Source organism: Lactobacillus sp. ESL0228, from assembly GCF_003692825.1.
In the GTDB taxonomy this organism is placed as follows: Bacteria; Bacillota; Bacilli; order Lactobacillales; family Lactobacillaceae; genus Lactobacillus.
This window is the reverse complement of the sequence record NZ_REHJ01000006.1, coordinates 35,167-59,942: the sequence shown is the minus strand read 5'-3', so window position 1 is coordinate 59,942 and position 24,776 is coordinate 35,167. Positions and strand designations below refer to the sequence as shown.

Sequence of the window (24,776 nt, the reverse complement as noted above, 5' to 3'; positions counted from 1 at the left end):
TTCTAATAAATGCAGCGCTGTGCATGAAATTCAGGTTCATTGAGCACAAGTTTTCCTAATTCATTCACTAAATTAACATCGCCAGTAGTGTAATACTCATGTCTGCCAATAAGAGAAGTTTCATTTAGCAAATGCTCATGTTGTAAAATATCATAAGTATCTTGGGCAACTTGGTCAGCTGGATCAATTAACCGAATTCCAGGTCGAATACACTGGTTAAATTCTGCTTGAATAATCGGGTAATGTGTGCATCCTAAAACAAGAGTATCAATATCTAACCCATTAAGTGACACAAATGTTTCTTTAATGGCTTTAAGATATGCATTGTGTCCTGCTTTTTTTTCAATAAGTGGAACCAACTTCGGTGCTGCAAATTCATTTACTCGGATATCATGACATTGACTAATGATTGCTTCTTGATACGCATGCATTGCTGTCGTCATCTGTGTTGCTATGACCGCAACATTATTATTTCTAGTTGCTTTTATTGCCGATTTAGCTCCTGATTGAATAACTCCAACAATTTGTACACCAATCTGCTTTTGAATTGTCCTCATTGCCACTGCTGTTGCAGTATTACAAGCAAAAACAATTATCTTAACATTCTGCCGCAACAAAAATTTTACACTTTGCCAAGTTAACGCAATAATTTCATCTTTGGACTTGTTACCGTACGGAATATGCGCATTATCGCCGATAAAAATAGTTGACTCGTTCGGCATTTTTTGAATAAACTTTTTAACTACTGTTAACCCACCAACACCAGAGTCTAAAAGACCGATTGGTCTCTTATCCATATTATAAATCTCCTTAAATATTTTCTACTTTTATCAATTTTACGGTAAAATAGAAGAAAATAAAAGGGATGACTTCTTAATGCAAAGTAATAATCAACATAGTGAACATGTATATTTTGTCAATCAGCTATATCGTGACTTTTTATTACCAGAAATTCTAGGCGAGGATAATGAAGAAATTCTTTACTGGGGTGGCAAAAGAATAGCACGTAAATACGATTTAACTTGTTTTGACGATATCAATAGTTTTTTTGCCACAACTGAATTTGGTACCTTAACTAAAGTTAAGGAACGACGTACAGAAATTATACTAGAATTAAGTGGTCAGAGTGTAACTGATCGATTAAATAGTGGTAGCCATGAATTTTCTTTAGAGTCAGGCATTATTGCCGAAGGAATACAAAAAGAAACTGGACGCACAGCTGAATGTGAGTTACAAATTGATAATAAAAAGAAAAAAGTTCGTTTAATTGCTAAACTCAATTAATTTATTGAGTATATTAATTGAGCTTTTTACCATTTTTGTAATGTTATTAATGTAGAGGAGAGGAATTAAGATGCTAAAAGAATTTAAACAATTCATCGAACGTGGCAATGTTATCGATTTAGCTGTTGGTGTTATTATCGGTGGGGCTTTTACTAATATTGTTAATTCATTAGTAAAAAATCTGATCAACCCGCTAATCGGCTTATTTATCGGCCGAATTGACTTATCTAATTTGATGTTTAAAGTTGGTAATGCATCGTTTAAATATGGGGAATTTATTAACACAGTAATTAACTTTTTGATTATTGCATTTATTGTTTTCCTACTTGTTAAAGCCGTTAACAAAGTTACCCACCCAGCTAAGCAATCTGCTGGTCCTACAACTGAAGATTACTTGAAACAAATTTGTGATTTACTAAAAGAAAAAAATAAGTAAAAAGTCTATGTAATACTGTTTACTAGACAAAAAAGACGTCGAGTTTTCTTACTCAACGTCTTTTTCACAGAACTTTTACTTAAGCTCCAACCATCACGCAAACCTGCCAAAAAATAAATTCCCTTTTTATTGATGACAACTATGAATGAACAAACAGAACGCAAATCATCTAAAAGCGATTTGCGTTCTGTTTTGGTTAAAACGTGAGGAGGTTAGCCCCATTTTTTTAATTAGTCAGTATATTGACTCAGAATTTGATCAAGTTTGGCTTTAGGAGTATAACCAGTAAGACGATCAACAACTTTACCATCTTTTTTAATAATTAAAGTTGGAATTGCCATTATTCCTAATGAACTAGGTGTCTCTTTATTTTGATCAACATCCATCTTGGTAAATCTTACATCTTGGCGTTCCTGTGCTAACTCATCGATAATCGGTGATTGCATTTTACATGGACCACACCAGGTAGCCCAAAAATCAGTTAGCACTACGCCATTTTTAGTTTCAGTTTCAAAGTTTTGATCTGTTAATTCATCAACCATAAATAATTCCTCTTTCATATAAATAAGGAGTTTTCTTATTAATAGATTAAGTATAGCAATTTAACTTACTTTTTACAAGCAAGGGGGTTTATTTCAAATGAACAATTGTAGCACCATTCCCACCCTCGTTAGCTGGAGCATAATTATAACTTTTGACATGTTTACTTGCATGTAAATATTGCCATACCCCCTTTCTGATCGCTCCTGTACCAATACCATGAATAATTGTTACAACATCAAGTCCAGCTAACAAAACGGAGTCAATATAACGATCAAGATTATTCAAGGCTTCATCATATCGTTGCCCTCGTAAATCCAGTTCACTCCTAGCATTACTACGACGGTTAGAGCTAACAGCATGAGTGAGTATAACTTTCTTTGACTTAGTTTCAGTACCTGCTTTTTGGATGTCTCGGTCACTAACTTTAACTTTAATGATACCTAACTGCACTTCATATTGATGCTCACCAAGTTTTTTAGTAATTGTACCCAACTGATTATAAGATAAAACTTTTACCCTATCACCAACCTGCACATGATGTCTTTTTTTCTCTCGTCGTAATACACGGTTATGGACCAATTTTTCATTTTGTTGCTCTAACTGATTTAATTTACCTTTAGCAGCGATTAACTCATTTTGCTTAATACTTCCTTGTTGCTTTAACTGTGTAATTATTTGGTCAGCTTTTTTACGACTTTTGGTTATAATTTCATTTGCCCGCTCCTGTGCAAATTCCAATTGCTTCTGTACTCGCTGGTTGTACCAATCAAGTGCCTGTTGTAACTCTAGTTCAAGGTTTCGGCTTCGATCAAGGCTTGATTGCAAGTGACTACGAGCCTGAGTAGCTGCCTTAGTTTGCTTAGTCAGTTCCGTAATCATTTGATTAACATCAACATTGCTATCAGACATCATTTCCTGTGCATCCTTGACTACATCCTCACGCATACCTAACCTACGTGCAATCGCAAATGCATTGCTATGACCGGGAATACCAATTTGCAAACGGTAAGTTGGTGACAAAGTTTTCAAGTCAAATTCCATTGATGCATTAGTTGTTTTGTGTCGATTATAACCGTAAAGCTTTAACTCTGGATAATGTGTAGTCACAATTATCTTAGCATTTTTTTTACGTAAAAAATCCAAGATACTAATTGCCAAACTAGCACCTTCTTCAGGATCTGTTCCCGCACCAATTTCATCAATTAAAACCAAGGTGTGATCATCAACCTTTTTCATTATCTTAATAATACTATTGATGTGTGATGAAAAAGTACTAAGTGACTGCTCTATCGACTGTTCATCGCCAATATCAGCACAAATGTCTTTAAATACCCCTGCTTTACTTCCTTCAGCTGCTGGAATAAATAGACCCGATTGTGCCATTAATTGCAATAGCCCCACTGTCTTCAAAGTAATAGTCTTACCACCAGTATTCGGTCCCGTAATTAACATAGTATCAAAGTCTTGACCAAGATAAATATCATTAGCAACAACTTTGTCTGGCGTAATTAAAGGGTGCCTTGCTTTCAAGAAAGACAAAGATTGATCTTTAGTTAATTTAGGTTCACTTGCATTTAATGAAGAGGCTAACATGGCCTTGGCTTGAATAAAATCAAGTTCAACGAGAGCTAAAGCAATTTGATCGATCTGCTTCACATCATTGCGTGCAATATCCGATAATTGATGTAAAACACGTTGAATTTCACGGCGTTCCTGTGCAAGAAGGTTTTGCTGACGATTATTTAAATTTAACACTGCGCTTGGTTCAATAAACAAAGTTTGGCCACTAGAACTTTGATCATGAACAACACCACCAAATTTATTACGATACTCCTGTTTCACCGGAATAACATAGCGTTCATCCCTAATAGTCACAATCTGATCTGAGAGATACTTATTAGCACCACCTTTAACATAATCATCCATCCGAATCTTAATTTCTTCATCATTCTTTTTAAGCTCACGACGCAATCGCATTAAGTCACTCGATGCAGTATCCAATATTGTCCCATCAAAATCAAGTGATTTTTTTAATTCATATAACAAATTAGCAGGAACCTTAAGGTTAGACAAAATATCGGTAATTGCTGTTAAATCTATTTGTGACAATTCACTTTGGTCTAAAAAATGATTAACCTCATTTGCAAGAGTCAACACCAACAAAATATTGCCTAATTCGGTCGCATTCAAATTAGCATTGATTTTAAGCCTCTTTGTACTTGGCACGACATCCATAAAATCCACAAGTGGTAATTGACCCTTGACTCTAAGCAGGTTTACACCAGTAAAAGTTTGTTGCAAAGCAAATTCAACTTTCTTAAAATCGCTACTTGGAGTTAATGTAGCAGCTTTTTTCTTAGCCGGCATTGTAATTGCCATTTGCTGCAATTTATCAGTAATCTTGGCAAATTCTAAAGTTTCTAATATTTTATTATTCATCATTAACAAATTCTCTATTACTAAAAAAGGCTGGCTAAGCCAGTCTTTTTTTACTCACCACTTAAGCGGTCATCATCCAAGAACGTATTAAGCACTCCCTGAACCATATTCCACTCTTCGTCTTCTTCAATTTCATGCAAATCGCTACTAGTTACATCGCCTTCTGAATCAGCGTCATAGCTAAAAGCCAACACTTCAATTTCTTCATCTTTATTGGTAGCAGCTGGATATAGTAAAATATATGATTTATCATAATCATCTGAATGAAATGTGAATAAAACCTCGTATAATTCTTCATTACCTTGATCATCTATTAAGGTGATTTGACGGTCTTCACCGTGAACTTCTTGTGTCATATTAATCCTTTCGGTTTTGATCTAAATAATTTTGCAAAATCAAGACAGCAGCCATTTGGTCAATAATTTTCTTACGCTGATGCCGATCATGAATTCCAGCTTCTTCCACTAGAATTCGTTGAGATTCGACAGTTGTCAAACGTTCATCTGAATAATAAACAGGCAACTTAAACTTGTCTTGTAATCTTTGACCATATGCTTTACTTCTAATAACTGAAGCACCTGATGAACCATCCATATTTTTAGGAAGACCTAATACAAAGCCATCCGCATTGTATTGACGAACAATTTTCTTAAGGGGTCTCATACCAAAATTATGTCGTTTTTCATCTATCAAAATCGTCTCAATTTTTTGAGCGGTTATTCCTAACTCATCACTAACTGCGACCCCAACGGTTTTAGAACCAATATCTAGCCCAATTAACCGCATTATTTATCTTTACCTAGATAACTTTTTACAAGTTCTTCAATAATTTCATCACGTTCGTGCTTTAAAATTAAATTACGAGCATCATTATGCCGGGGAATATATGCTGGATCGCCTGACAATAAATAGCCAACAATCTGATTAATTGGATTATAGCCCTTTTCTTCAAGTGCATTGTAAACATCTTGTAGCGTATCATAAACATTTTTACCCTTATTTTCATTAAAGTCGAAATGCATTGTTTTACCTAATGAACTCATAATCATTCCTCCTGACGTAATTTTACTTGAAAACTTTCATAAACTCAATAAATTAATTTACAGAAATTAAGTTCAAAACAGTTTGAATAGCTTTGCCTAACCCCTCAGGCTTTTTACCACCAGCTTGAGCCATGTTAGAACGACCGCCGCCACCACCGCCAAAAATTGGCGCAGCTTGCTTAATTAATTTACCTGCATGAAGATTAGCATCGAGAGCTTTTTGTCCCAAACTAATAATCATGTTAGCTTTGTCATTCTTGGCTGAACCTAATACAAGAACATCAGACTTAGAACTATTCTTCCATGCATCTGCAAGTTCGCGCAAGTCGTTCATGCCATTGACATCAACTTGTTCAGCAATAACTGTTAAGCTACCTATTTGTTGAACCTTATTAAAAATTGATGCTGCTTTTGCCTGGTTAATTCTCATGTTCAAATCGTCAACTTGTTTTTGAGTTGAATGAAGTTCTTCTTCCAAACTCTCAACTTTATTAATTACATCTTCAGGCTTCGTTGATTTCACACTGCTTTGAACTTCATCAAGTAATTCTGAACGATGTGCTAAATACTCGTAAGCCTTTTGAGAAACAACCGCTTCAATTCGTCTTAAACCTGCACCAATAGCTGATTCTGATATTATTTTGAAAATTCCAATTTGATTAGAATTAGAACAGTGAGTGCCACCACAAAATTCAATTGAAAAGTCATCCATTTGTACAACGCGAACTTGGTCACCATACTTACCATCAAATAAGGCTAATGCACCCATTTCTTTTCCATGTTCTGGATCAGTAATAGTGGTCTTAACATTAATTGCTGCCCAAATCTTTTGATTAACCAATGTTTCAACTGATTTGATTTCCTTGTCGGTTAAAGGTTCGATTGCAGTAAAATCAAACCGCAAATAATCAGGTTCTACCAAACTACCAGCTTGGTGGGTATGTTCACCAAGAACACTGCGCAAAGCTGCATGTAATAAGTGAGTAGCCGTATGTGAGTGGCGCAATCCTTCACGGCGTGCACGGTCGATTTTTAAAGTATAGTCTTCACCTTTTTTAAAAGGTAAAATTACGTCAACGTAATGCAGATTTTGATCATTAGGTGCATGCTGAACATCAACAACTTGAGCAACAAGATTACCTTCATGATCATAAATTGAACCATGATCAGCCACTTGACCACCCCGTTCTGCATAAAATGGTGTTTTATCAAAAATCAAAGTTGCTTGTTCACCATCAGCTTGATTAACTAACTTGTCGTCAACAATAATATCTATCAATTTAGCATGTTTTTCTTCATAAATACCATACTCAAACTCAGAATTGTCTTTCAAGTTCATTAAGGTTTCATCCTGAGCTCCCATTGACTGCAAATTACCGCGTGCTTCTCGCGCACGTTTCTTTTGGGCCTCCATCTCTTTATCAAAACCTTTTTTATCAACTTCTAAGCCAGCATCTTGTGCAGTTTCAAAAGTTAATTCATATGGAAAACCATAAGTATCAAATAATTTGAAAGTATCCTCACCACTAATTGTCTTAGTATCATTTTCTTTAGCATCAGCAATTAACTTGTCAAGCAAGGTTAACCCTGAATCAAGTGTCAGCTGGAAACGCTGTTCTTCATTTTTGATAACTTTAGCAATAAAATCCTTTTGTTTAGTTACTTCTGGATAGTGACTTTCCATAACTTTGCCAACCACAGGAACTAATTTATAAAGAAATGAGCCCTTAATTCCCAAGCGCTGACCATTTAAGTCAGCACGACGAATCAACCGACGCAATACATAACCGCGACCTGTATTTGAAGGAAGTGCACCATCGGCTATAGCAAAGCTAACCGTTCGAACGTGATCAGCAATAATTTTAAATGCGGTGGTATCAGATCCATTTTGACCATATTTCTTACCCGATGTCATTTCCTCAGTAGCATGAATCATTGGCATAAACAAATCTGTTTCAAAGTTAGTTGGAGCTCCCTGCAAAATTGATAACACACGTTCTAGGCCCATTCCTGTATCAATATTTTTATGCGGTTGATCAACATATTTTCCGTTAGCCAGGTGATTATATTGTGAAAAGACAATGTTCCAAATCTCCAAGTAGCGAGCATTTTCACCTCCTGGAAAATTTTCAGGATCATCTTCAGAAATATCATTATTTTCTTGTCCTCGATCATAAAAAATTTCAGAGTCTGGACCACATGGACCTTCACCTATATCCCAAAAGTTCTCTTCTAATCTAACAATATGATCTTGAGGCATCCCTACCTCAAGCCAAATTTTCTGTGCTTCGGTATCTTTAGGATAAACCGTACAATAAAGTTTGTCCTCATCCAAATCAAGCCAATTCGGACTAGTAAGAAACTCCCAAGCCCAAGTAATTGCCTCTTTTTTAAAATAATCACCTACGGAAAAGTTACCTAACATTTCAAAGAATGTTTGATGTCGTGCAGTTTTACCAACATTTTCAATATCATTAGTCCTAATTGATTTTTGTGAACTTGTGATACGATGATTCTTAGGTACAACCGATCCATCAAAATACTTTTTCATCGTTGCTACACCAGAATTGATCCAAAGTAAAGTTGGGTCATCTTGTGGAATTAATGATTGACTCGGCATTACCATGTGACCGTGTTCTTTAAAAAAGTCCAAAAACATTTGTCTAAATTCAGAACTCGTCAGTTTTTTCATTATTTTCTCCCTTTTCAAAATAAAAAGCACTGTTGCTATACTTAAGGACGCATAAAACGCGGTACCACCTCAATTGCAACAGTGCTTGTTACCTCTTAATTATCTTATTTTGTAAAAACTGTAAGGAGCATCTTTTAAATGACCATAAACCGCTCTCAGCATCCGGCTCTCTCTTTGAAACGTCATTTTAAAAAACATATCTTAAGTTAAAAATAATTGTACTACTTGCACAATCTTTGTCAATGATTCCATTACCCATCTATATTAATCTAACCGTTTACCGAATCGTTTTTGTTTTTTACTACAATGGTACCCTAATCGTTCATAAAACTGATGTGCGCCATACCGCTCTTCACCAGAATTTAATCTTATTTCATTAATTCCCGCTTTTTTAGCAAACTGTTCAACTGCATTCATTAACTGTGTACCAATTCCCTTTTGCTGCGCTGATTTTGCAACAGCTAATGCCAGCACATTATACATTGGCGGAAAATAGGTTTCTTCAAATAATTCGGTATGAACATAACCAATTACTTTACAATCATTTTCAAAAACCAAAAGCAAATGGTGCTTACTATCAGCTAAAAGTCTTGACAAATTTTCCTTAGTCTGTTTAACCGGATAATCGTAACCCAATTGCTCTTGATTAATTTCTTGAATTTGCTCTGCATCGGCCACTTTGGCTAGTCGAATCATTTTTATCTCCTCAAACAACTTATTAATTGTTAATAGAAAAATTATCAAACACACTTATCGGTAAATGGCGTTTATGCTCACTCTTTCGCCATAATGCCTCAATTTTTTCAGCTGCTTCAGGCGAAACTTCTCGTCCCTCCAAATAATTATCAACATCATTATAACTGACTCCAAGAGCAATTTCATCTGGCAAATCGGGCTTATCTTCTTCCAAATCAGCAGTGGGTGTTTTTAAATATAGATGTTTTGGGCAGCCTAATTCTTTTAACATTTGTTTTCCTTGACGCTTATCTAATCTAAATAATGGAGTTAGATCAGCAGCTCCATCACCATATTTAGTATAAAAACCACTAAAATTTTCGGCTGCATGATCGGTGCCGACAACAGCACCGTTATGTGCGCCAGCAATTGCATATTGAACAATCATTCGCTCACGCGCCTTAATATTGCCTTTATTAAAGTCAGTTATTTCTTGACCAGCCGTGTTCAAACTGGACACTGTAGCATCAACAGCTTCTTTAATATTAACAATTAAATCTTGATCTGGCTTTTGAAAAGAAATCGCATCAGCAGCATCCTGAGCATCCGCCTGAACACCATAAGGCAAGCGAACAGCAATAAATTGATATGAGTCATCCCCAGTCTCTTGGCGCATTTCAGTAATTGCCATCTGACATAGTTTACCAGTTAAAGTAGAATCTTGACCTCCAGAAATTCCTAAGACGTATGATTTTAAAAAGGGATTTGCTTTTAAATAATTCTTTAAAAAGTCAACAGAACGTCTTATTTCTACTTGAGGGTCAATTTCTGGCAAAACATGTTCATACGCAATTATTTTCTTTTGTAATGGTCTCATTTAATTATCTCCTTTTGGCAATTTGTTGACGAATATCCTTAATTAATTTCATCTTACTGTCATATAATTCTTGAGATAAATCAACTGGATATTCTTGCGGATTTAAACTTCTTTTATATTCATCCCATAAGCCATCTAAATTAGCAGCACAAAATTTCCTAATAGCCGTCAACTTTGGTTGCTGATAAATTAAGATTCCATTTTTAAAAATATCCTTCAATAGTGGTTCAGCTGTATAATTAGAAACTACTTTATTGATGTAGGTATATTCGGGATGAAACATAAACAACGAATCAAATGTCCGTGGGTCAACGCCTGAACGTGCTATCCAATCACCCTCATTTTTCTTTTGAGTATTGGCAGAGATACGCCACACTTGTTTTTTACCCGGGGTAGAAACCTTGCTTGCGTTAGAAGAAATTTTCAACGTATCTTGCATTTGCTGATTGCCATCTTCAACCGAAACAAGTTTATAAACTGCTCCCAAAGCTGGCTGATCATAAGCTGTAATATATTTGGTACCAATTCCCCAAACATCAATCTTAGCCCCCTGCATTTTCAAACTAGTAATGGTTGTTTCATCTAAGTCATTTGATGCATAAATTTTAGCATTCTGGTAGCCAGCTGCATCAAGTTCGTGACGCACCTGTTTAGAGATGTATGCCATATCACCGGAATCAATCCTAACTCCCTGAAAATTAATTCTATCGCCCATTTCATTGGCAACTCGGATGGCATTTGGAACACCACTTCTTACCGTATCATAAGTATCAACTAAAAAAACACAATCTCGGTGCGTTTGTGCATAAGCTTTAAAAGCTTCGTATTCGCTACCAAAAGCTTCAACTAAAGAATGTGCATGTGTACCAGAAATTGGGATACCAAATAGTTTCCCTGCACGGACATTGCTAGTAGAATCAAATCCGCCAATATATGCCGCTCTTGTTCCCCAAAGCGCAGCATCCGTTTCTTGGGCCCTACGCGTTCCAAATTCCATGACACCGTCACCTTGAACCGCTAATTTTACACGTGCCGCTTTAGTTGCTAATAATGTCTGATAATTAATAATATTCAAGATCGTTGTTTCAACTAATTGGCACTGGGCTAACGGGCCTTCAATTTGCATTAATGGTTCATTGGCAAAAACAATTTCACCTTCACGCATCGAACGTACTGTTAACTTTAATTTGAAGTTACGCAAATAATCGATAAAATCAGAATCATAACCCACTTCCTCTTTGAGGTATTGCAGATCACTCTCTTTAAATTTCAAATTTTGTAAATACAAAATAACATGTTGTAGGCCAGCAAAAACACCATAACCATTGCCAAAAGGTTCTTGACGATAATAGACTTCAAAGACAGCATTACGCTGAGCAATTCCTTTTTTAAAATACGTATACATCATATTGAGTTCATACAAATCTGTATGTAAAGTCAAGGAATCATCCTGATCTAATTCTTGATAAAACATTCTATCCTCTTAATTTAGTTCAAACCAATTTTGTTCTATTATAAACATTTCAATTAGTTTAAACAATTCAGTCGACTTTGAGTAATGAATGATAAACCCCCATCAGACTTGATAATTGCTTGTCTAAAGAGAAATTGTGAGCTAAATATTTTTTTTCACAAAGTGCCATTTGCGTGAGCTTTTTAGCAGGTAGATTTATAGCTGATTTTAGCGTCTGAGTAATTGAATCAAGATCACCAATTTGAGCCACAAAACCATGTCTTTCGTCAGGAATCATCATCCTAATATCACCAACATTTGTAGACATAATTGGTACCAAATTATCACTTGCTTCTAGTAAAACCAACGGAAAACTTTCCGAATAGGAACTTAGAACAGCTAAATCCATTTTATGATATAGTTTTTCCAGTTGCTGGTGTGTCAAAAAGCCTTCAAAAGTGACTTGCGATTCCAGTTTTAAGTCCTGAACCAATTTTTTTAATGTAATTAATTCTGAGCCGTCGCCAGCAATATAAAGATGGATATTGCTTTTATTAAGACGTTTCATTGCTTTTAACAATAGTTCTTGACCCTTAACCTTTTCCGTACGAGCAACATTAATAATATTAAAAGCTACGTGGTCTTCTTTAGACGAAAAGTATTGATTCTCATGAAAAAAAATACCGTTATATATTACATGAACTTTTTCAGGTATAATTTGACCTTTAGTTATCAACAGTTGAGCAAATTTCTGCGTTACTGCAAAAATGGCATCTGCCTTTTTTAGTGCACGCATATTGGCTACTGTAAAAGCATGACCAAGTAAACCCCTATTGGCAAAATCCAAGTAGGGATCAGAATGAACTGTTACACACCATTTAGCCTTAATTTTTGCTTTAATCAATGACAAAAACAAATTAGCGCGAGCCCCATGTGTATGCACAATGTCATAGTTACCTTGATTAATAAAAGTGACCAAACGCTTTAAACTGCCTAAATCATATCGGCTTCGCGCTCCTAATACAAAAACAGGTATACTTGCAGCCTGAGCAGCATAGGCAACTGGACCCTGAGCAAGGCATAATAATTCAAAGTCCTGATTTTCAATCTTTGCTTCTCTTAACAAGTTAATGATATGAGTTAAGCCGCCACCTTCTTCGAGACCGGCGTTAACGTGCAAAACTTTCATCTTTTTTTGTTCCTTTTTTCCTGATAAACATTCAGGACAAATTTGGGTAAAACCAACATTCGTTTACAACGTGTCGGATTTTTTAATAAACGGTAAAACCATTCTAAATGAGCCTTTTGCCAAAACTGCGGTGCCCGCTTAACTTCTCCTGAAAAGACGTCAAAACTACCACCAACGCCCATCATTAAAGCTGGCAAAAGATTTTTACGCAATAAAGCTAAAAGTTGTTCTTGTCGTGGCGACCCTAGAGCAGCAAATACCAAATCGGGTTCAGTACGTTCAATCTGATATGCTACTAGTTCTAAATCTTCATTAAAATATCCATCTTGCGCACCAACCAATTGAATATCTTGGTATTCCCGAGCAATCTTAGCTTGAATAGCATGGATAACAGTAGGCTTGGCACCAATTAAGTAAACTCGCAAACCACGATCATTAGCTAAGGTCATTAACCAAGAAAACAAATCATAGCCAGTTACGCGTTCTTTTAATGGTGTCTCTAAAATTTTAGCTGCTTTAATAATACCAATCCCATCTGCTGTTATATAATCCGCATCATAACCTAAGAGTTTCATAAATTCAGGATTTTCATTCGCAGTCATCACAATTTCAGGATTAGCGGTCACCACCAACGTAGACTGGTGATTGTTAATTCGTCCAATAAATTTATTTTGAAACTGGTTAAAGCTTTTATTATCAAAGTTAACGCCTAAAACATTTACTTTATCCATGACTATCTCCCTCATGTCCGATTTACTTTATTTTAGCAAACTATTAGGTTTTGAGGGACAGGTTTTACCTTTTCTATAAATATGATACTATTATTTTGTTAAATTAACGGGAGCGCTATATATGAAAAAAGTTATTACTTATGGAACATTCGATTTGTTACATTATGGACACATTCGTTTATTGAAACGTGCTAAAGAATTAGGTGATTATTTAATTGTTGGACTTTCAACAGACGAATTTAACGAATTACAAAAGCATAAGGAATCTTATAATAGCTATGCAGAACGTAAATACATCTTAGAAGCCATTCGCTACGTTGATGAGGTGATTCCTGAACAAGATTGGGAACAAAAAATCCAAGATATTAAAAAGTATAATATTAACACCTTTGTCATGGGAAGCGACTGGCAGGGCAAGTTTGACTTTTTAAAACCATATTGCGAAGTTATTTACTTGCCTCGAACACCAGGTGTTTCAACTAGCAAAATAAAAAATGATTTAAAGTAAAAGACGAGAATCGAATTCGATTCTCGTCTTTTTGTTTCGAAATATAATAAAAATGTCAAACTCGTTATCAAATTTTTGCCAACCAAACTGATTTAAACATTATTTCTTAAAATCATATTTCATAATAAATTATTTAAGCCAATAATCCTGTAGCATACTTTACCAGTTTTAAATTCAATGATGGTAAGAATTACAAATATCAAACTCAACTTATCTTTTAACTGCTAATAATATTTGTTTTTAAGCAATCCCCCAAAATCACTATAACTATAGGCTCTTTGCTAATTTCATTAATTCGGTTGTAAGCCCAAAACATAGTCACATCATTATTTTGAAAATGTAAATTCAAAGCGATCAGCCACATAGCTTGCTCTGGTATATTCAAATGGTTCTCCAGTCAAAAGTTCAGTAACCTGAAGACGAGTAATCAATGCTTCACCCTTTTTTGCATCAAGTAAACGGGCTGTATTTTCATTGGCGATCGCTGCAGAAATATGTTCGGTTACCCGACCAATTTGATAACCATTCTTCTTCAATGTATGGTACAAATGTGCCGAAATATCTGCCTTGGACATCCCCATAATTAGTTGCTGCGGAATTGTCACAACTTCATAGCAAATTGGTATATTATCTGCATAGCGAATTCGTTCCATTCGTAGAATTTCTTGGTTATCCGTTAACCCAAGCCGCTCACTCTCAGATAATGTTGGCTTGCCCACTCGGTACGAAATCAATTTGCTTGACGGAACCTGACCATTAGCATGGGTTATTTCCGTAAATGACATGATGCCCGACATCTTCTCTTGAACCTTCTGATTAGCAACATATGTGCCACTACCTAAACGTTGTTCTAAAATCCCTTCATCTTCGAGTGTTTTAATTGCTTGACGCAAAGTCATACGCGAAACGCCGAATTTTAGAGCAAGCTGCCGCTCGGCTGGTATTCTGCTACCAACCCGATAAACGTGATTTTCAATTTCACGCTTAATTTGATTATGAATTTTGATATACATTGGTTCTTCCATCAGCATGCCTCCTATTGTATTATAACTCAAATTGGTCTAGTTATGATAAAGTAAAATTAATTGATTTCTCTAACTAATTTTTTCTAGTGGTCCACTTCATACCTAAGATTTGAACCTTGGCATCGTGGCTGCATTCCACCAGAATTGACTCATCACTGGTAGCAAGAACACTGGCATGCATTTTTGCCCAATCCTTTACTGCTAAATCAGCACCATTAGAATTAAGTATTAGATCATGTCCTTCAAGTTGAGCACGATCACTTAACGCCAAAAAGTATTGATACTCATTACCTCCATTGAATGTACTTCGACGCACATTACATTTTACATTATCCTGAAAATCAGCATGATTTAAAATTATCGTATTAATCAATGTTATTTGTGTATCATTAACTGCAACTAAACGACTAATGCGACTATTTTGAATAATAACAGAGGGCTTTTTGTCAAGATAAATTCCCCCCTCAAAGTTGCTAGCAATAATATTAACCCATGACTCATCCGTGATATACAAACTAGTATCATCATGCGATAAAATTTTGCTATTTAGCATATTCAGCCAAACCTGTCCCTGTAATAACATTGTGTCCACAACTGAATTATTCAAATCAAGTTCCACATTACTTTTGGTAAAAGTATCAATACTACCATAAATACGTGAATTACTAATAATTGCTGTACCGTGACCTTCTAAAGCTAAAGCACTAAAATCTTCAGCAATATTTTCAATTGAAGAATCGTTCATCTCTAAACGAAAATCAGAATCTGCAAATAAAGAAACAGAGCCATTTAAAATAACAGTTGAATATAATTCTAAAGTAACCTTACCATTGGCCGCCAAAACTGCCGTATCATTACCATAGCCTTTTACAAGACAATTGCGCAAGGTTAAATACGTGTTAGCTTCGGCTGGCACGAATAGACTATTAGAATCATCATTAGTATTGATACATAGATTTTCCAGATTAACAAACTGACTATCAGCCGCTAAATTTAAATAACCCAAAATGGTTGTCTCCTCTGGAAGATTTCCTGTGCCTTTAATTGTAATATCTGATAGCAATGTATCTGGTGGCATTTCGTAAAAACCCGGTTCTAGTAACAGGACGTCATCTGCACGCAAATCTTTCAATGCATCGTGCCAATCAATTTCGCCGCCACCGGCCCCCACTTTAACTAATCTTGCCATAAAAATCCTTTCTTGATGAAAAGTAAGCCAGCTACTATTGTACTATCTTCATCACTGAATAGCTAAAATCAGCTTTAAAACAATAAATATTATTAAATTAAAATTTAGTTGATAAAAGCAAGTAAAAAGGCAACTATTACAGCTGCCTAAATTTAGTATTGATATTGGGTTAGCTGGATTCGAACCAGCGCATACTAGTACCAAAAACTAGTGCCTTACCGCTTGGCTATAACCCAGTGATAATGGAGGAGGGTGGATTCGAACCGCCGAACTCAGAGAGAGCGGTTTTACAGACCGCCGCGTTTAGCCACTTCGCTACTCCTCCGTTACGCACGTTAATTATCTTACCTAAAAACATACGTAAATGCAAGTAAAAATTTGATTATTTTCGATTTTCTTTTACATATTTTTCAAGCCGTTTAAGCCCTTCTTCAATTTGAGACATTGCCACGGCGTAAGAAAAACGAATATAGCCTTCGCCACCCTTTGCAAAACATGATCCACCAGTTACAGCCACATGTGCTTTATCTACCAAATCGTAAATAAACTTACTATCATCCTGCTCAAAGCCAGTTGGTATTTTAGCAAAAATATAAAACGCACCTTCAGGTTTAGCACAAACAAAGCCAAGCTTAGTCAATCCTTCATATAAAACATCACGTCTTTTTTGAAATTCCAATTTCATTTGCTGTGCATCATCCATCCCATTCTTGAAAGCCTCTTCAGCAGCATCTTGCATCGGAGTTGGCTCAGTTGTAACAATTGTCTGATGAACCTTAGCAATTTGAGTCAAAATTTCTTTTGGTGCACAAACAATTCCAATTCGGTAACCAGTCATTGCCCAAGACTTAGAAACACCATTCATTAAGATTACTTGATCATGCAATGATTTTTCCATTGAAGCATGCGGCTGATCATAATTTAACTCACTATAAATTTCATCACATAAAGCAAAAATCGGCCGATCACGAATTACATCTGCTAAAGCATCAAGTTCGGACTGAGTATATACAACACCTGTTGGATTTGTGGGGTAATTCATAACTAACATCCGTACCCGGTCACCATATTGATCAATGACTTGCTGGAGTTGTTTAGGTGTCAATTTGAAATCACTTTGAGATGTATCAATTTCAACCACCTCAATTCCCTCATTAATAATTGCTTCATCAGACATGTATAACGAAAATATTGGCGTTGGTACAACCATTACATCACCAGGATTTAAAACCGCAACCACTGTATCAAAAATCCCTTCACTTACACCATTAGTAACCAAAACCTCAGTAGCAGGATCATATGTTTGACCATACTTTTTCTTTAAAAATATACTGGCCGCAGTTCTTAAACCTATCGTTCCATTAGACGGAGCATAATGCGAATGATTATCAGTAATTGACTTTTGTGCAACTTTCTTAATATGATCTGGTGTATTAAAATCTGGCTCACCCAAAGTGAACTTTACCACGTCGGGAATTTGACTTGCATATGTCGCAAACTTTAAAATTGGATTTTCAGGAGCATTGGCTAAACCTTTTCTCATATATTTAGTTAAATTAATCATTTCTTATTATCCCCTTTCATTTTTAACAAATTATACATTTTATTAACAAAATTTGCTATATTTTTTAATTTTTAGTTAACAAAAAAAGACGCATACATTGCGTCTTTTAAATAAAATTAGTTTTTAATCCTGTACCTGATTCCTTATTTTGGTCATCAAAGGATAATTATCCGTAAAAATCCCAGCTACATGAGACTCAAAACACTTTTGAGCAACTTTTGGATCATCCACCGTCCAAATACGTTGTGAAATCGCCTTTGTTGTAGGTAATAATTGCTTAGGATGAATACCTGCAAAATGATTATCCGCAATTAATTTGGCGGGATTAGCGACCTCTTCATCAGTTAAATAACAATAAATTTGATTAGGATCAATTTCCTGACAGTTTTTCAGCGTAACGTAATCAAAGGAAGAATAGATAATGGGATGATTAAAACTGTATTTTTTGGCCAAATTTAATACAATTTCTTCAATTCCTGAATAGTGAATAACACCAGTTTTGAATTCAAGGTTAATAACAATATCTCGATTATTAACTAATTTAAATACTTCTTGTAGCAATGGAACTGGCTCACCATTTGCCAAATGCAATTGACGCAATTCTTTTAAAGTGAAATCTTTAAGATAACCTATTCCATCGGTAGTGCGATCAACACGCTCATCATGCATAATCACAGGGATCATATCTTTAGTTAGTTGTACATCAAATTCAATACCATCGGCACCATTTTTAACAGCATCAGCAAAACCAGCAAGCGAATTTTCAGCAAACTTGGCTGGATAACCACGGTGACCAAAGACAATTGTTTTATTTTTGACTTTTTCCATTTTTATATATTTTGAACCTCAAATAATTAGTTTTTAATATAGAAGTACAATGGATAATGTTAAACCTTTTAGTACAAATTTGATACCTAAAAGCAAAAATATTTTTAATTTTTTTGATAAAAAAAAAACAGTCAAACGACTGCTTCTTTCTGGGTTGGGTGTTCGTATGAACAATTGGGTTAGCTGGATTCGAACCAGCGCATACTAGTACCAAAAACTAGTGCCTTACCGCTTGGCTATAACCCAATCAAACTGAGCTTTTCCTCATCGCTCAACATTATTAGTATAGAAAATTGTTGACTGCGAGTCAAGAAAAAATTTATTTTTTTAAAGTTATAAATTAAGCTCGTAAGCATAGCGCATACCATCTTGGCCGCTATCGACATGAATGATACCACGATACTCAAATCCTGTTGCCTTAATTAATCCCTGCATCCTCAAATTAGAAGCATGAGTATCTATTCGAAAGTTATGTATTCCTAACAACATACCACGTGAAATCAGATTTGATATCAAAATTTTCCCTAATTGTTGTCCTCGAAAGACAGATAAAATTGCTACCCTATGGATGGTCGCATATGGAGCATTCGTGATTCGCCAAGAACCTTCAATCTGTTGATAAGTCGGCTCAATTCCGCATTGCAGAATTGCTACACCCACAATTTGAGAATCATTTATTAAACAGTATGCCTGTTTTTTGATAATATCTTCATTTATTATTGCTTGATTAGGACGACCGTTTTGCCATTGTGGATTACCATCATTCTTTAACAATTTCTTGGCATCAGTGATAATATTCATAATTTTTGCCAAATCTTTAGTTTCAGCCAGTCTAATATATATTGCCATTGTCCTGTCCTCACTTTTTAAGAACAAAAATAAAACTAACTTATTAGATTACTTTAAAGTATTATGGTTGAAATCCAATATTATACTTTTTGCTTTTTACTACATAAGTCGGCACACTAATGAAGTGCAAAGAACAAATATTACTAGTATGTGAAATACTGAAGCCAAAATAATTATAATCGCCATCATGTAATGAGCCTTGCGTATTTAATAAGTCACCAGCATGGTCCCATTCCTGATAATAATTACGATTATTGCGACCATCTTCTCCACTACCAGTATATCCGAACAGCATTTGTTTCAGGCCAAAATAGATACTTTTTTTAAGTTGCGTCATTGTCATAGTTTGGGTAGGATTGTAAAATCCAGCCATGTCTTCAACATAATTATTATCCAAATTCAGTCCGTTAGTTTTACAGGCTCGAACAATCCCAGGAATATAGTGACTATTTCTAATAGTTTGATTATTTCTAGCATACTCAACGGCAATATCTTGAGCTAATTTAGATGTTCCTATACTATTAACCCAAGGCATAAGCCCCAAGTCGCTTCTAGCATCATTGATTAGACGCAAGCTAAACTCAGTTAAACTTTTGATTTGATCAGAAGTTATTGCATCCAAATTCACTTGTATCAAATCATCTGTCTTTGATTCACTCGACTTAACGCGGCTGAAGTCATTAACTTTCATTCCTCGCATTGATGCATTAATAAAAGCTTTACTTGGCTTTCCTTGATATGCTCGCAATACTTCCGCCTTAGTATATCCGGAAGGTAAATTCAACTTAGCTTTAATATAAATCGGTGAACTTTGTTTTCTTTTTTGCTTTACATCTTTTGCTAAAATCCAATGAGAATTATTACCAATCTTGTATGCGAGAATTTTTTTCTTACCAATTCTCTTTTTAATACTATACGGATAAGATGTTTTAGCACTAGCATAAGAACCAGTAATCTTTCCCGATTCATTATATAGTCGTGGTTTCTTCTTGGATTTAACTACAACATATCCTTTAACTGTTACAGCATGTACCTGTTGTGATTGATTCACCATGATTTGCAAAATAGTCATACATAAGAAAACATTGGTTATTGCAAGCATTATTTTGCTTTTATTCATTTATCTTCTCCAAGAATATCTTTCATTTAATTGACGTTTATAACTTTATAGACAATTTTAAAACTTAATTACTATTAATAGCAATTAATTTACGCAGTTTAAAATATAATTATTTTTACAAAAAAGGCACCAGTTTTAGCGACTAGTGCCTACTTATATATTATTTATTTAAAACGAAATGGAAATATGATTAATACCAGCCATTAGCTTGCCAAAATTGTTTAGCTGCTACCCATGAGCCATAGCGACTTGCCACGTAATTATCAGCTACACGTTCTTGATTAGCTGCGGAATAATCTCCATTTAAGTAAGATGATGATAATTGATACTTACCGATGTATTGGCCATTTTGTGCACTGTATGAGCCACTAGATTCGCGGTTAGCAATCCAAGCTTTAGCACTGGATTCTGAATCAGATGCAACTGCGGTATAGTTAACACTACTATTATCTGCATTGCCACTTGCAACTACTTCTTGAGATTGCGTTTGAGTTTGTGCTGGGTAATATCCTTGGTTAACATACTTTGCCTTTACCCATTGGTTCTTGCCCAAGTCATACCACTTATGACCATACTGATCATAAGCAGTTTTAATGACTTTCCAAGAAGAATTACTTGGTAAAACTTGTCCAGTAGCTTCAGGTTCCTCATAACTGTTCCATACACGAATTTGATTTCCCTCGACATAATTTACAGTTACAACTGCTGCATCATTTTCAACGATAGCTGCGTGAACTGTGTTTGTTTTTGCACTGTTCATCACAGCAACGCCTGAAGCGGATAATGCTGCTACTGCTGCTGATTTAACTAAGATCGATTTTACCTTCAAAAAAATTCTCTCCTTATAAAGTTTCATATCTATACTATTCCCATCAAATTGAAAAATAAAAATCTACTTATCAATTTGATTGTCTATATATTACAGTGTTTTAATTGCAGAACAATAACAGAACTATCACTCCCGCTTTAAGAAAAGATTACTCTGTTAAAAATTCTTGTCACATTTGTAACATTTAATTTATAAGCATCTTTTTAAGCAAAAACGCACAAGAACAATGATTTGAGATACAATTTCTTAGTCTAAAGACTCATATTTGCATTAAGCAATTTGGCATGAAGGTAACTATTTTTGCAACACAATTGAAAAATACCTTTACAAAACTATCGTTGTTTTTTATTTAAAGTGCTATAGTTAAGCTAAAAGTTTTACTGAAAGGATGAGAATAATGAGTAAATATCTCGTTAAGTTGGATGAAAAAGACTGGCAAATGATCAAAGATTGTCATACTAAGAATCTTTCAATTATGAAGGCACTGGATAATGCTAAAAAAGTAGAAGAGTAAGAGTTTCTCAAAATTTTATTGTTTAACATGAGAGCACTTATTTTTTATTGTAAATACACTAAAACAAAAAATGTGGAAAAGCGGCTAAAGGAAAATTATTCCTTTAACCGCTTTTTAGCATGTGATCAATTAAAATTTAGTATTTTTAAATAAGTTAAAAATATCTTGAGACGTATTAGCAGCCTTTAGCTTAGTAATAAAATCTTTATGTGTTAGCAATTTGGCCGTATTTGACAAATATTTTAGGTGCTCATTACTGTCAACTTGTGGAATTAAAAATGAAATTACCGTATCAATTTTATGCCCATCCAATGATTGCCAGTCTATTGGATGCTTTAATTTAAGAATTAGCATTGCTGATTTTTCAATTGCAGCTGATTGAGCGTGCGGAATTGCAAAACCATCTGTCATACCCGTCGAACCTTCTTGTTCACGGTTAGTGTAACTAGCATAAACTTTTTCACTATCATTAGCTAAATTATTGTTAACTGCAAAATTAGCTAAATATTTTAAAGCCTCATCACGAGTTGATATATCAACATCTGTTTTAATATTTCTTATTTCTAAGATATCACTCGGATCAAATGTTTTCTCATTTGTTGCTGTTGTTTCATTTTTTATTTTGGAAGAAGTAGGTATCACAACATTTTCAGTGGATATTGCATCCTTTTTGGCAAAACGAGAAGCAATCAATGCCAATAAAGCACCGGAGATAATTGAGCCTATTACAATCCACAAAACCCATAAAAGTGGTTTATTAACTAATGGTAAAACGATAAAACCGCCATGAGGTGCAGGCACACTTATCCTGGAAATATAGGTAAGAACAGAAGCTACAGCTGAACCAATCATAAATGCGGGAATATTCCATAAAGGATGTTTAGCAGCGAACGGAATAGCTCCTTCCGTAATATGGGTTGAACCAAGTAGGAAATTAACATAACCAGCAGCTTTTTCACTCTTAGAATATGCTTTAGGATTCATTAAAACAGCAAATCCTGTGGCTAGTGGTGGGGCAATACATGCAGCAGAAACACCAGCCATGAAGTAATAATTACCTTGTGCAAGTAAAACAGTTCCCGTTACATAGGCAGCTTTATTAATTGGTCCACCGAAATCAGATGCGCACATTATTCCGACAATGATTCCAAGTAAAATCGGATTAGTGTTTTCAAAACCCTTGAGCCATGTCATCATACCTACATTAATCGCTTTAATCGGTGTATTTAATAAATACATGATAGAACCAGTGATTAAAACTCCTAGAACTGGAAATAGGAAAATTGATTTTAAGCCGCGAAATTTATCATCTGGTAATGGTTTAAATAATTTTTGTAATCCCCAAACTACAATTGTTGCTAAATAGCCACCAACAATGGCGCCCAGAAATCCACCACCACCATTAAAAGTAATAAAACCAGCAGCTAATCCGACAACAAAACCTGTTCGTTGAGCCAATGCTTCTGCAATATATGCTCCTAAGACCGGAGCCATCAAATTCATGGTCGTACTACCAACCGTGTTTAGCATGGCCGCAAATTGATTGTATTCACTGCTCTTAGGATCAGCCGAATTAATTCCCCAGAAGAAGGAAATTGCGATCAAAACACCGCCTGCAACAACAAATGGCAACATATGCGATACACCATTCATTAGTGATGTATACAATTTGTTTCCTACACTTTGGTTATTTTCACTAATCATATCAGAATTACCCGAATTTTGACCTTCTTTATAAATAGGAGCATTCAATGCACGATTGATCAACTTTTCGGGTGCCTTTAATCCATGAGCCACAGGAACCACAACTAATTTTTTACCTGCAAAACGATCAGTATCAACATCTATATCAGACGCAACAATTACAGCTTTAGCTTCTCTTATTTCTTCAGCTGTCAAATGATTTTCAACCCCAGTTTGTCCATGAGTTTCAATTTTGATCGTATAGCCAAGCTTTTTTGCGGCCTTTTCCAAGGCCTCTTCGGCCATAAAAGTATGCGCAACACCAGTAGCACAACCTGTTGCACCTACCAAATCATATTTTGTCATATTAATTCATCCCTTCTTTTACTGAAATCTGTGGTAATAATTCATCTAAATCAAACTCAGTTAAGCCAATTCTGCTTGCAGTGTCGCTACCTGCCGCCACCGCCATCTTTAAAGCTTCTTCAACTGGTTTGTTTTTTTCTAATAGAGCAATAAAAGTTCCCAACATTGTATCGCCTGCACAAGCTGAATTGACTACTTTGATTTTGGGCGCATTGGCAAATAAAATATGATTATTATTAATCAATGCTGCTCCTCGCGCCCCTAAAGAAACCAAAACATTTTTGCAACCACCCGCCAATAATTTTTGTGACAATTCTACGATCTTCTTTTTAGTTAATTTTTCTTTGCAGTTAAAAAGTTTTGCCAATTCTGCATCATTCGGTTTTAGCAAAAATGGCTGAAATGGCAAAGTATCAAGAATTGCCGGGTAACTACTATCGATAACCAACTTAGCTTTCTTATTCTTAGCAATTTTAGCAATCTCAACCAAAATATTGGGTTTAATTCCCTTGGAAAAACTTCCAGAAATCACTACAATATCATTAGTTACTAAATTAGTGGTTAGATACTGCAAAAATTTATCCTGAACGGTTTGATTAATTACAGGTCCCGGATTTACCTCTTTATATTCAGTATTTTCGTCAATGACATTTGTAAAAACATTAACTCTAGTTGGTTCCTTAACTTTAAAAAAATTAGTTTGTATACCTTTTTCTTTTAATCCAGAAACGATATAATCCAATGTAAAACCACCGCCAATACCAGTAGCAACACTAGTGATACCCAACTTTTTCAAAACAAATGAAACATTAACCCCTTTACCATTAGGTTGTAACTCGAATTTTTCTGTTCGATTAACAACTTGAGGTTTTAACTTCCTTGTCACAATTACTAAATCAATTGCAGGATTTAAAGTTATTGTATAAATCAAAGCTCTCT

General features: G+C 35.1%; 24 protein-coding genes and 3 tRNA genes. 3 read left to right on the top strand and 24 right to left on the bottom strand.

Annotated features, from left to right (window positions below):
* Positions 1 to 2: 2 nt before the first annotated feature.
* Positions 3 to 797: a glutamate racemase gene (gene murI, locus F5ESL0228_RS01650; RefSeq protein WP_122022665.1), complete on the bottom strand. Its 795-nt coding sequence runs from the start codon at positions 795 to 797 to the stop codon at positions 3 to 5.
* A 79-nt stretch (positions 798 to 876) separates the two neighbouring features.
* Here murI and F5ESL0228_RS01645 point away from each other — a divergent pair, with 79 nt between their 5' ends.
* Both F5ESL0228_RS01645 and mscL read left to right on the top strand, forming a co-directional pair.
* On the top strand, positions 877 to 1,284 hold the full coding sequence (locus F5ESL0228_RS01645) for a YslB family protein (protein WP_122017814.1): 408 nt from the start codon (positions 877 to 879) through the stop codon (positions 1,282 to 1,284).
* Positions 1,285 to 1,354: 70 nt separating this feature from the next.
* On the top strand, positions 1,355 to 1,720 hold the full coding sequence (gene mscL / locus F5ESL0228_RS01640; protein ID WP_122022664.1) for a large-conductance mechanosensitive channel protein MscL: 366 nt from the start codon (positions 1,355 to 1,357) through the stop codon (positions 1,718 to 1,720).
* 230 nt (positions 1,721 to 1,950) lie between these two features.
* Here mscL and trxA read toward each other — a convergent pair whose 3' ends face one another.
* The 11 genes from trxA to F5ESL0228_RS01585 form a co-directional block, all read right to left on the bottom strand.
* The gene (gene trxA, locus F5ESL0228_RS01635; protein ID WP_122017812.1) at positions 1,951 to 2,262 is read right to left on the bottom strand and encodes a thioredoxin; all 312 of its coding nucleotides are present in this window, start codon (positions 2,260 to 2,262) and stop codon (positions 1,951 to 1,953) included.
* A gap of 88 nt (positions 2,263 to 2,350) precedes the next feature.
* The gene (locus tag F5ESL0228_RS01630) at positions 2,351 to 4,702 is read right to left on the bottom strand and encodes an endonuclease MutS2 (RefSeq protein WP_122022675.1); all 2,352 of its coding nucleotides are present in this window, start codon (positions 4,700 to 4,702) and stop codon (positions 2,351 to 2,353) included.
* A 50-nt stretch (positions 4,703 to 4,752) separates the two neighbouring features.
* The gene (locus F5ESL0228_RS01625; RefSeq protein ID WP_122017811.1) at positions 4,753 to 5,058 is read right to left on the bottom strand and encodes a DUF1292 domain-containing protein; all 306 of its coding nucleotides are present in this window, start codon (positions 5,056 to 5,058) and stop codon (positions 4,753 to 4,755) included.
* A 1-nt stretch (position 5,059) separates the two neighbouring features.
* Positions 5,060 to 5,488, bottom strand: a complete 429-nt coding sequence (ruvX, locus tag F5ESL0228_RS01620) for a Holliday junction resolvase RuvX (RefSeq protein ID WP_122022663.1) — start codon at positions 5,486 to 5,488, stop codon at positions 5,060 to 5,062.
* Positions 5,488 to 5,745: an IreB family regulatory phosphoprotein gene (locus tag F5ESL0228_RS01615; RefSeq protein ID WP_122017809.1), complete on the bottom strand. Its 258-nt coding sequence runs from the start codon at positions 5,743 to 5,745 to the stop codon at positions 5,488 to 5,490. The genes ruvX and F5ESL0228_RS01615 overlap by 1 nt, the downstream gene beginning before the upstream one ends.
* A 52-nt stretch (positions 5,746 to 5,797) precedes the next feature.
* Positions 5,798 to 8,437, bottom strand: coding sequence for an alanine--tRNA ligase (gene alaS / locus F5ESL0228_RS01610; RefSeq protein ID WP_122017808.1), 2,640 nt, complete (start codon positions 8,435 to 8,437; stop codon positions 5,798 to 5,800).
* A gap of 264 nt (positions 8,438 to 8,701) precedes the next feature.
* Positions 8,702 to 9,133: a GNAT family N-acetyltransferase gene (locus tag F5ESL0228_RS01605; protein ID WP_122022662.1), complete on the bottom strand. Its 432-nt coding sequence runs from the start codon at positions 9,131 to 9,133 to the stop codon at positions 8,702 to 8,704.
* A gap of 22 nt (positions 9,134 to 9,155) precedes the next feature.
* The gene (nadE, locus tag F5ESL0228_RS01600) at positions 9,156 to 9,989 is read right to left on the bottom strand and encodes an ammonia-dependent NAD(+) synthetase (RefSeq protein WP_122022661.1); all 834 of its coding nucleotides are present in this window, start codon (positions 9,987 to 9,989) and stop codon (positions 9,156 to 9,158) included.
* 4 nt (positions 9,990 to 9,993) lie between these two features.
* Positions 9,994 to 11,463, bottom strand: coding sequence for a nicotinate phosphoribosyltransferase (locus F5ESL0228_RS01595; RefSeq protein ID WP_122022660.1), 1,470 nt, complete (start codon positions 11,461 to 11,463; stop codon positions 9,994 to 9,996).
* 67 nt (positions 11,464 to 11,530) lie between these two features.
* Positions 11,531 to 12,631: a glycosyltransferase gene (locus F5ESL0228_RS01590; protein WP_122022659.1), complete on the bottom strand. Its 1,101-nt coding sequence runs from the start codon at positions 12,629 to 12,631 to the stop codon at positions 11,531 to 11,533.
* A complete protein-coding gene (locus tag F5ESL0228_RS01585) occupies positions 12,628 to 13,362 on the bottom strand; it encodes a WecB/TagA/CpsF family glycosyltransferase (protein ID WP_122017803.1) in 735 nt (244 codons plus the stop codon). The genes F5ESL0228_RS01590 and F5ESL0228_RS01585 overlap by 4 nt, the downstream gene beginning before the upstream one ends.
* A gap of 121 nt (positions 13,363 to 13,483) precedes the next feature.
* Here F5ESL0228_RS01585 and tagD point away from each other — a divergent pair, with 121 nt between their 5' ends.
* The gene (gene tagD / locus F5ESL0228_RS01580) at positions 13,484 to 13,870 is read left to right on the top strand and encodes a glycerol-3-phosphate cytidylyltransferase (RefSeq protein WP_122017802.1); all 387 of its coding nucleotides are present in this window, start codon (positions 13,484 to 13,486) and stop codon (positions 13,868 to 13,870) included.
* Positions 13,871 to 14,196: 326 nt separating this feature from the next.
* On the opposite strand, the gene F5ESL0228_RS01575 is transcribed toward tagD, so the two are convergent.
* The 12 genes from F5ESL0228_RS01575 to pfkB all read right to left on the bottom strand — a co-directional run bounded on the left by F5ESL0228_RS01575 (position 14,197) and on the right by pfkB (position 24,768).
* Entirely contained in the window at positions 14,197 to 14,895 is a 699-nt protein-coding gene (locus F5ESL0228_RS01575) for a GntR family transcriptional regulator (RefSeq protein WP_122017801.1), read from the bottom strand.
* 73 nt (positions 14,896 to 14,968) lie between these two features.
* A complete protein-coding gene (locus F5ESL0228_RS01570; protein WP_122022658.1) occupies positions 14,969 to 16,084 on the bottom strand; it encodes a hypothetical protein in 1,116 nt (371 codons plus the stop codon).
* Between the two features lie 164 nt (positions 16,085 to 16,248).
* Positions 16,249 to 16,320 (bottom strand) — tRNA-Gln (locus F5ESL0228_RS01565).
* Positions 16,321 to 16,327: 7 nt separating this feature from the next.
* A tRNA-Tyr gene (locus F5ESL0228_RS01560) sits at positions 16,328 to 16,409 on the bottom strand.
* A gap of 57 nt (positions 16,410 to 16,466) precedes the next feature.
* Positions 16,467 to 17,648 (bottom strand): aminotransferase class I/II-fold pyridoxal phosphate-dependent enzyme, encoded by a 1,182-nt coding sequence (locus F5ESL0228_RS01555; protein ID WP_122022657.1) that lies wholly within the window; start codon positions 17,646 to 17,648, stop codon positions 16,467 to 16,469.
* A gap of 123 nt (positions 17,649 to 17,771) precedes the next feature.
* Complete coding sequence (locus F5ESL0228_RS01550; RefSeq protein ID WP_122022656.1) at positions 17,772 to 18,476, bottom strand: glycerophosphodiester phosphodiesterase family protein; 705 nt, start codon at positions 18,474 to 18,476, stop codon at positions 17,772 to 17,774.
* 174 nt (positions 18,477 to 18,650) lie between these two features.
* A tRNA-Gln gene (locus F5ESL0228_RS01545) sits at positions 18,651 to 18,722 on the bottom strand.
* 87 nt (positions 18,723 to 18,809) lie between these two features.
* Complete coding sequence (locus tag F5ESL0228_RS01540) at positions 18,810 to 19,325, bottom strand: GNAT family N-acetyltransferase (RefSeq protein WP_122022655.1); 516 nt, start codon at positions 19,323 to 19,325, stop codon at positions 18,810 to 18,812.
* Between the two features lie 61 nt (positions 19,326 to 19,386).
* Positions 19,387 to 20,445: an SEC10/PgrA surface exclusion domain-containing protein gene (locus tag F5ESL0228_RS01535; protein WP_122022654.1), complete on the bottom strand. Its 1,059-nt coding sequence runs from the start codon at positions 20,443 to 20,445 to the stop codon at positions 19,387 to 19,389.
* A gap of 190 nt (positions 20,446 to 20,635) precedes the next feature.
* On the bottom strand, positions 20,636 to 21,274 hold the full coding sequence (locus F5ESL0228_RS01530; RefSeq protein ID WP_122017795.1) for a hypothetical protein: 639 nt from the start codon (positions 21,272 to 21,274) through the stop codon (positions 20,636 to 20,638).
* A 643-nt stretch (positions 21,275 to 21,917) separates the two neighbouring features.
* Positions 21,918 to 23,837, bottom strand: coding sequence for a fructose-specific PTS transporter subunit EIIC (locus F5ESL0228_RS01525; RefSeq protein ID WP_122022653.1), 1,920 nt, complete (start codon positions 23,835 to 23,837; stop codon positions 21,918 to 21,920).
* A gap of 1 nt (position 23,838) precedes the next feature.
* A complete protein-coding gene (gene pfkB / locus F5ESL0228_RS01520; RefSeq protein WP_122022652.1) occupies positions 23,839 to 24,768 on the bottom strand; it encodes a 1-phosphofructokinase in 930 nt (309 codons plus the stop codon).
* Between the last annotated feature and the right edge of the window lie 8 nt (positions 24,769 to 24,776).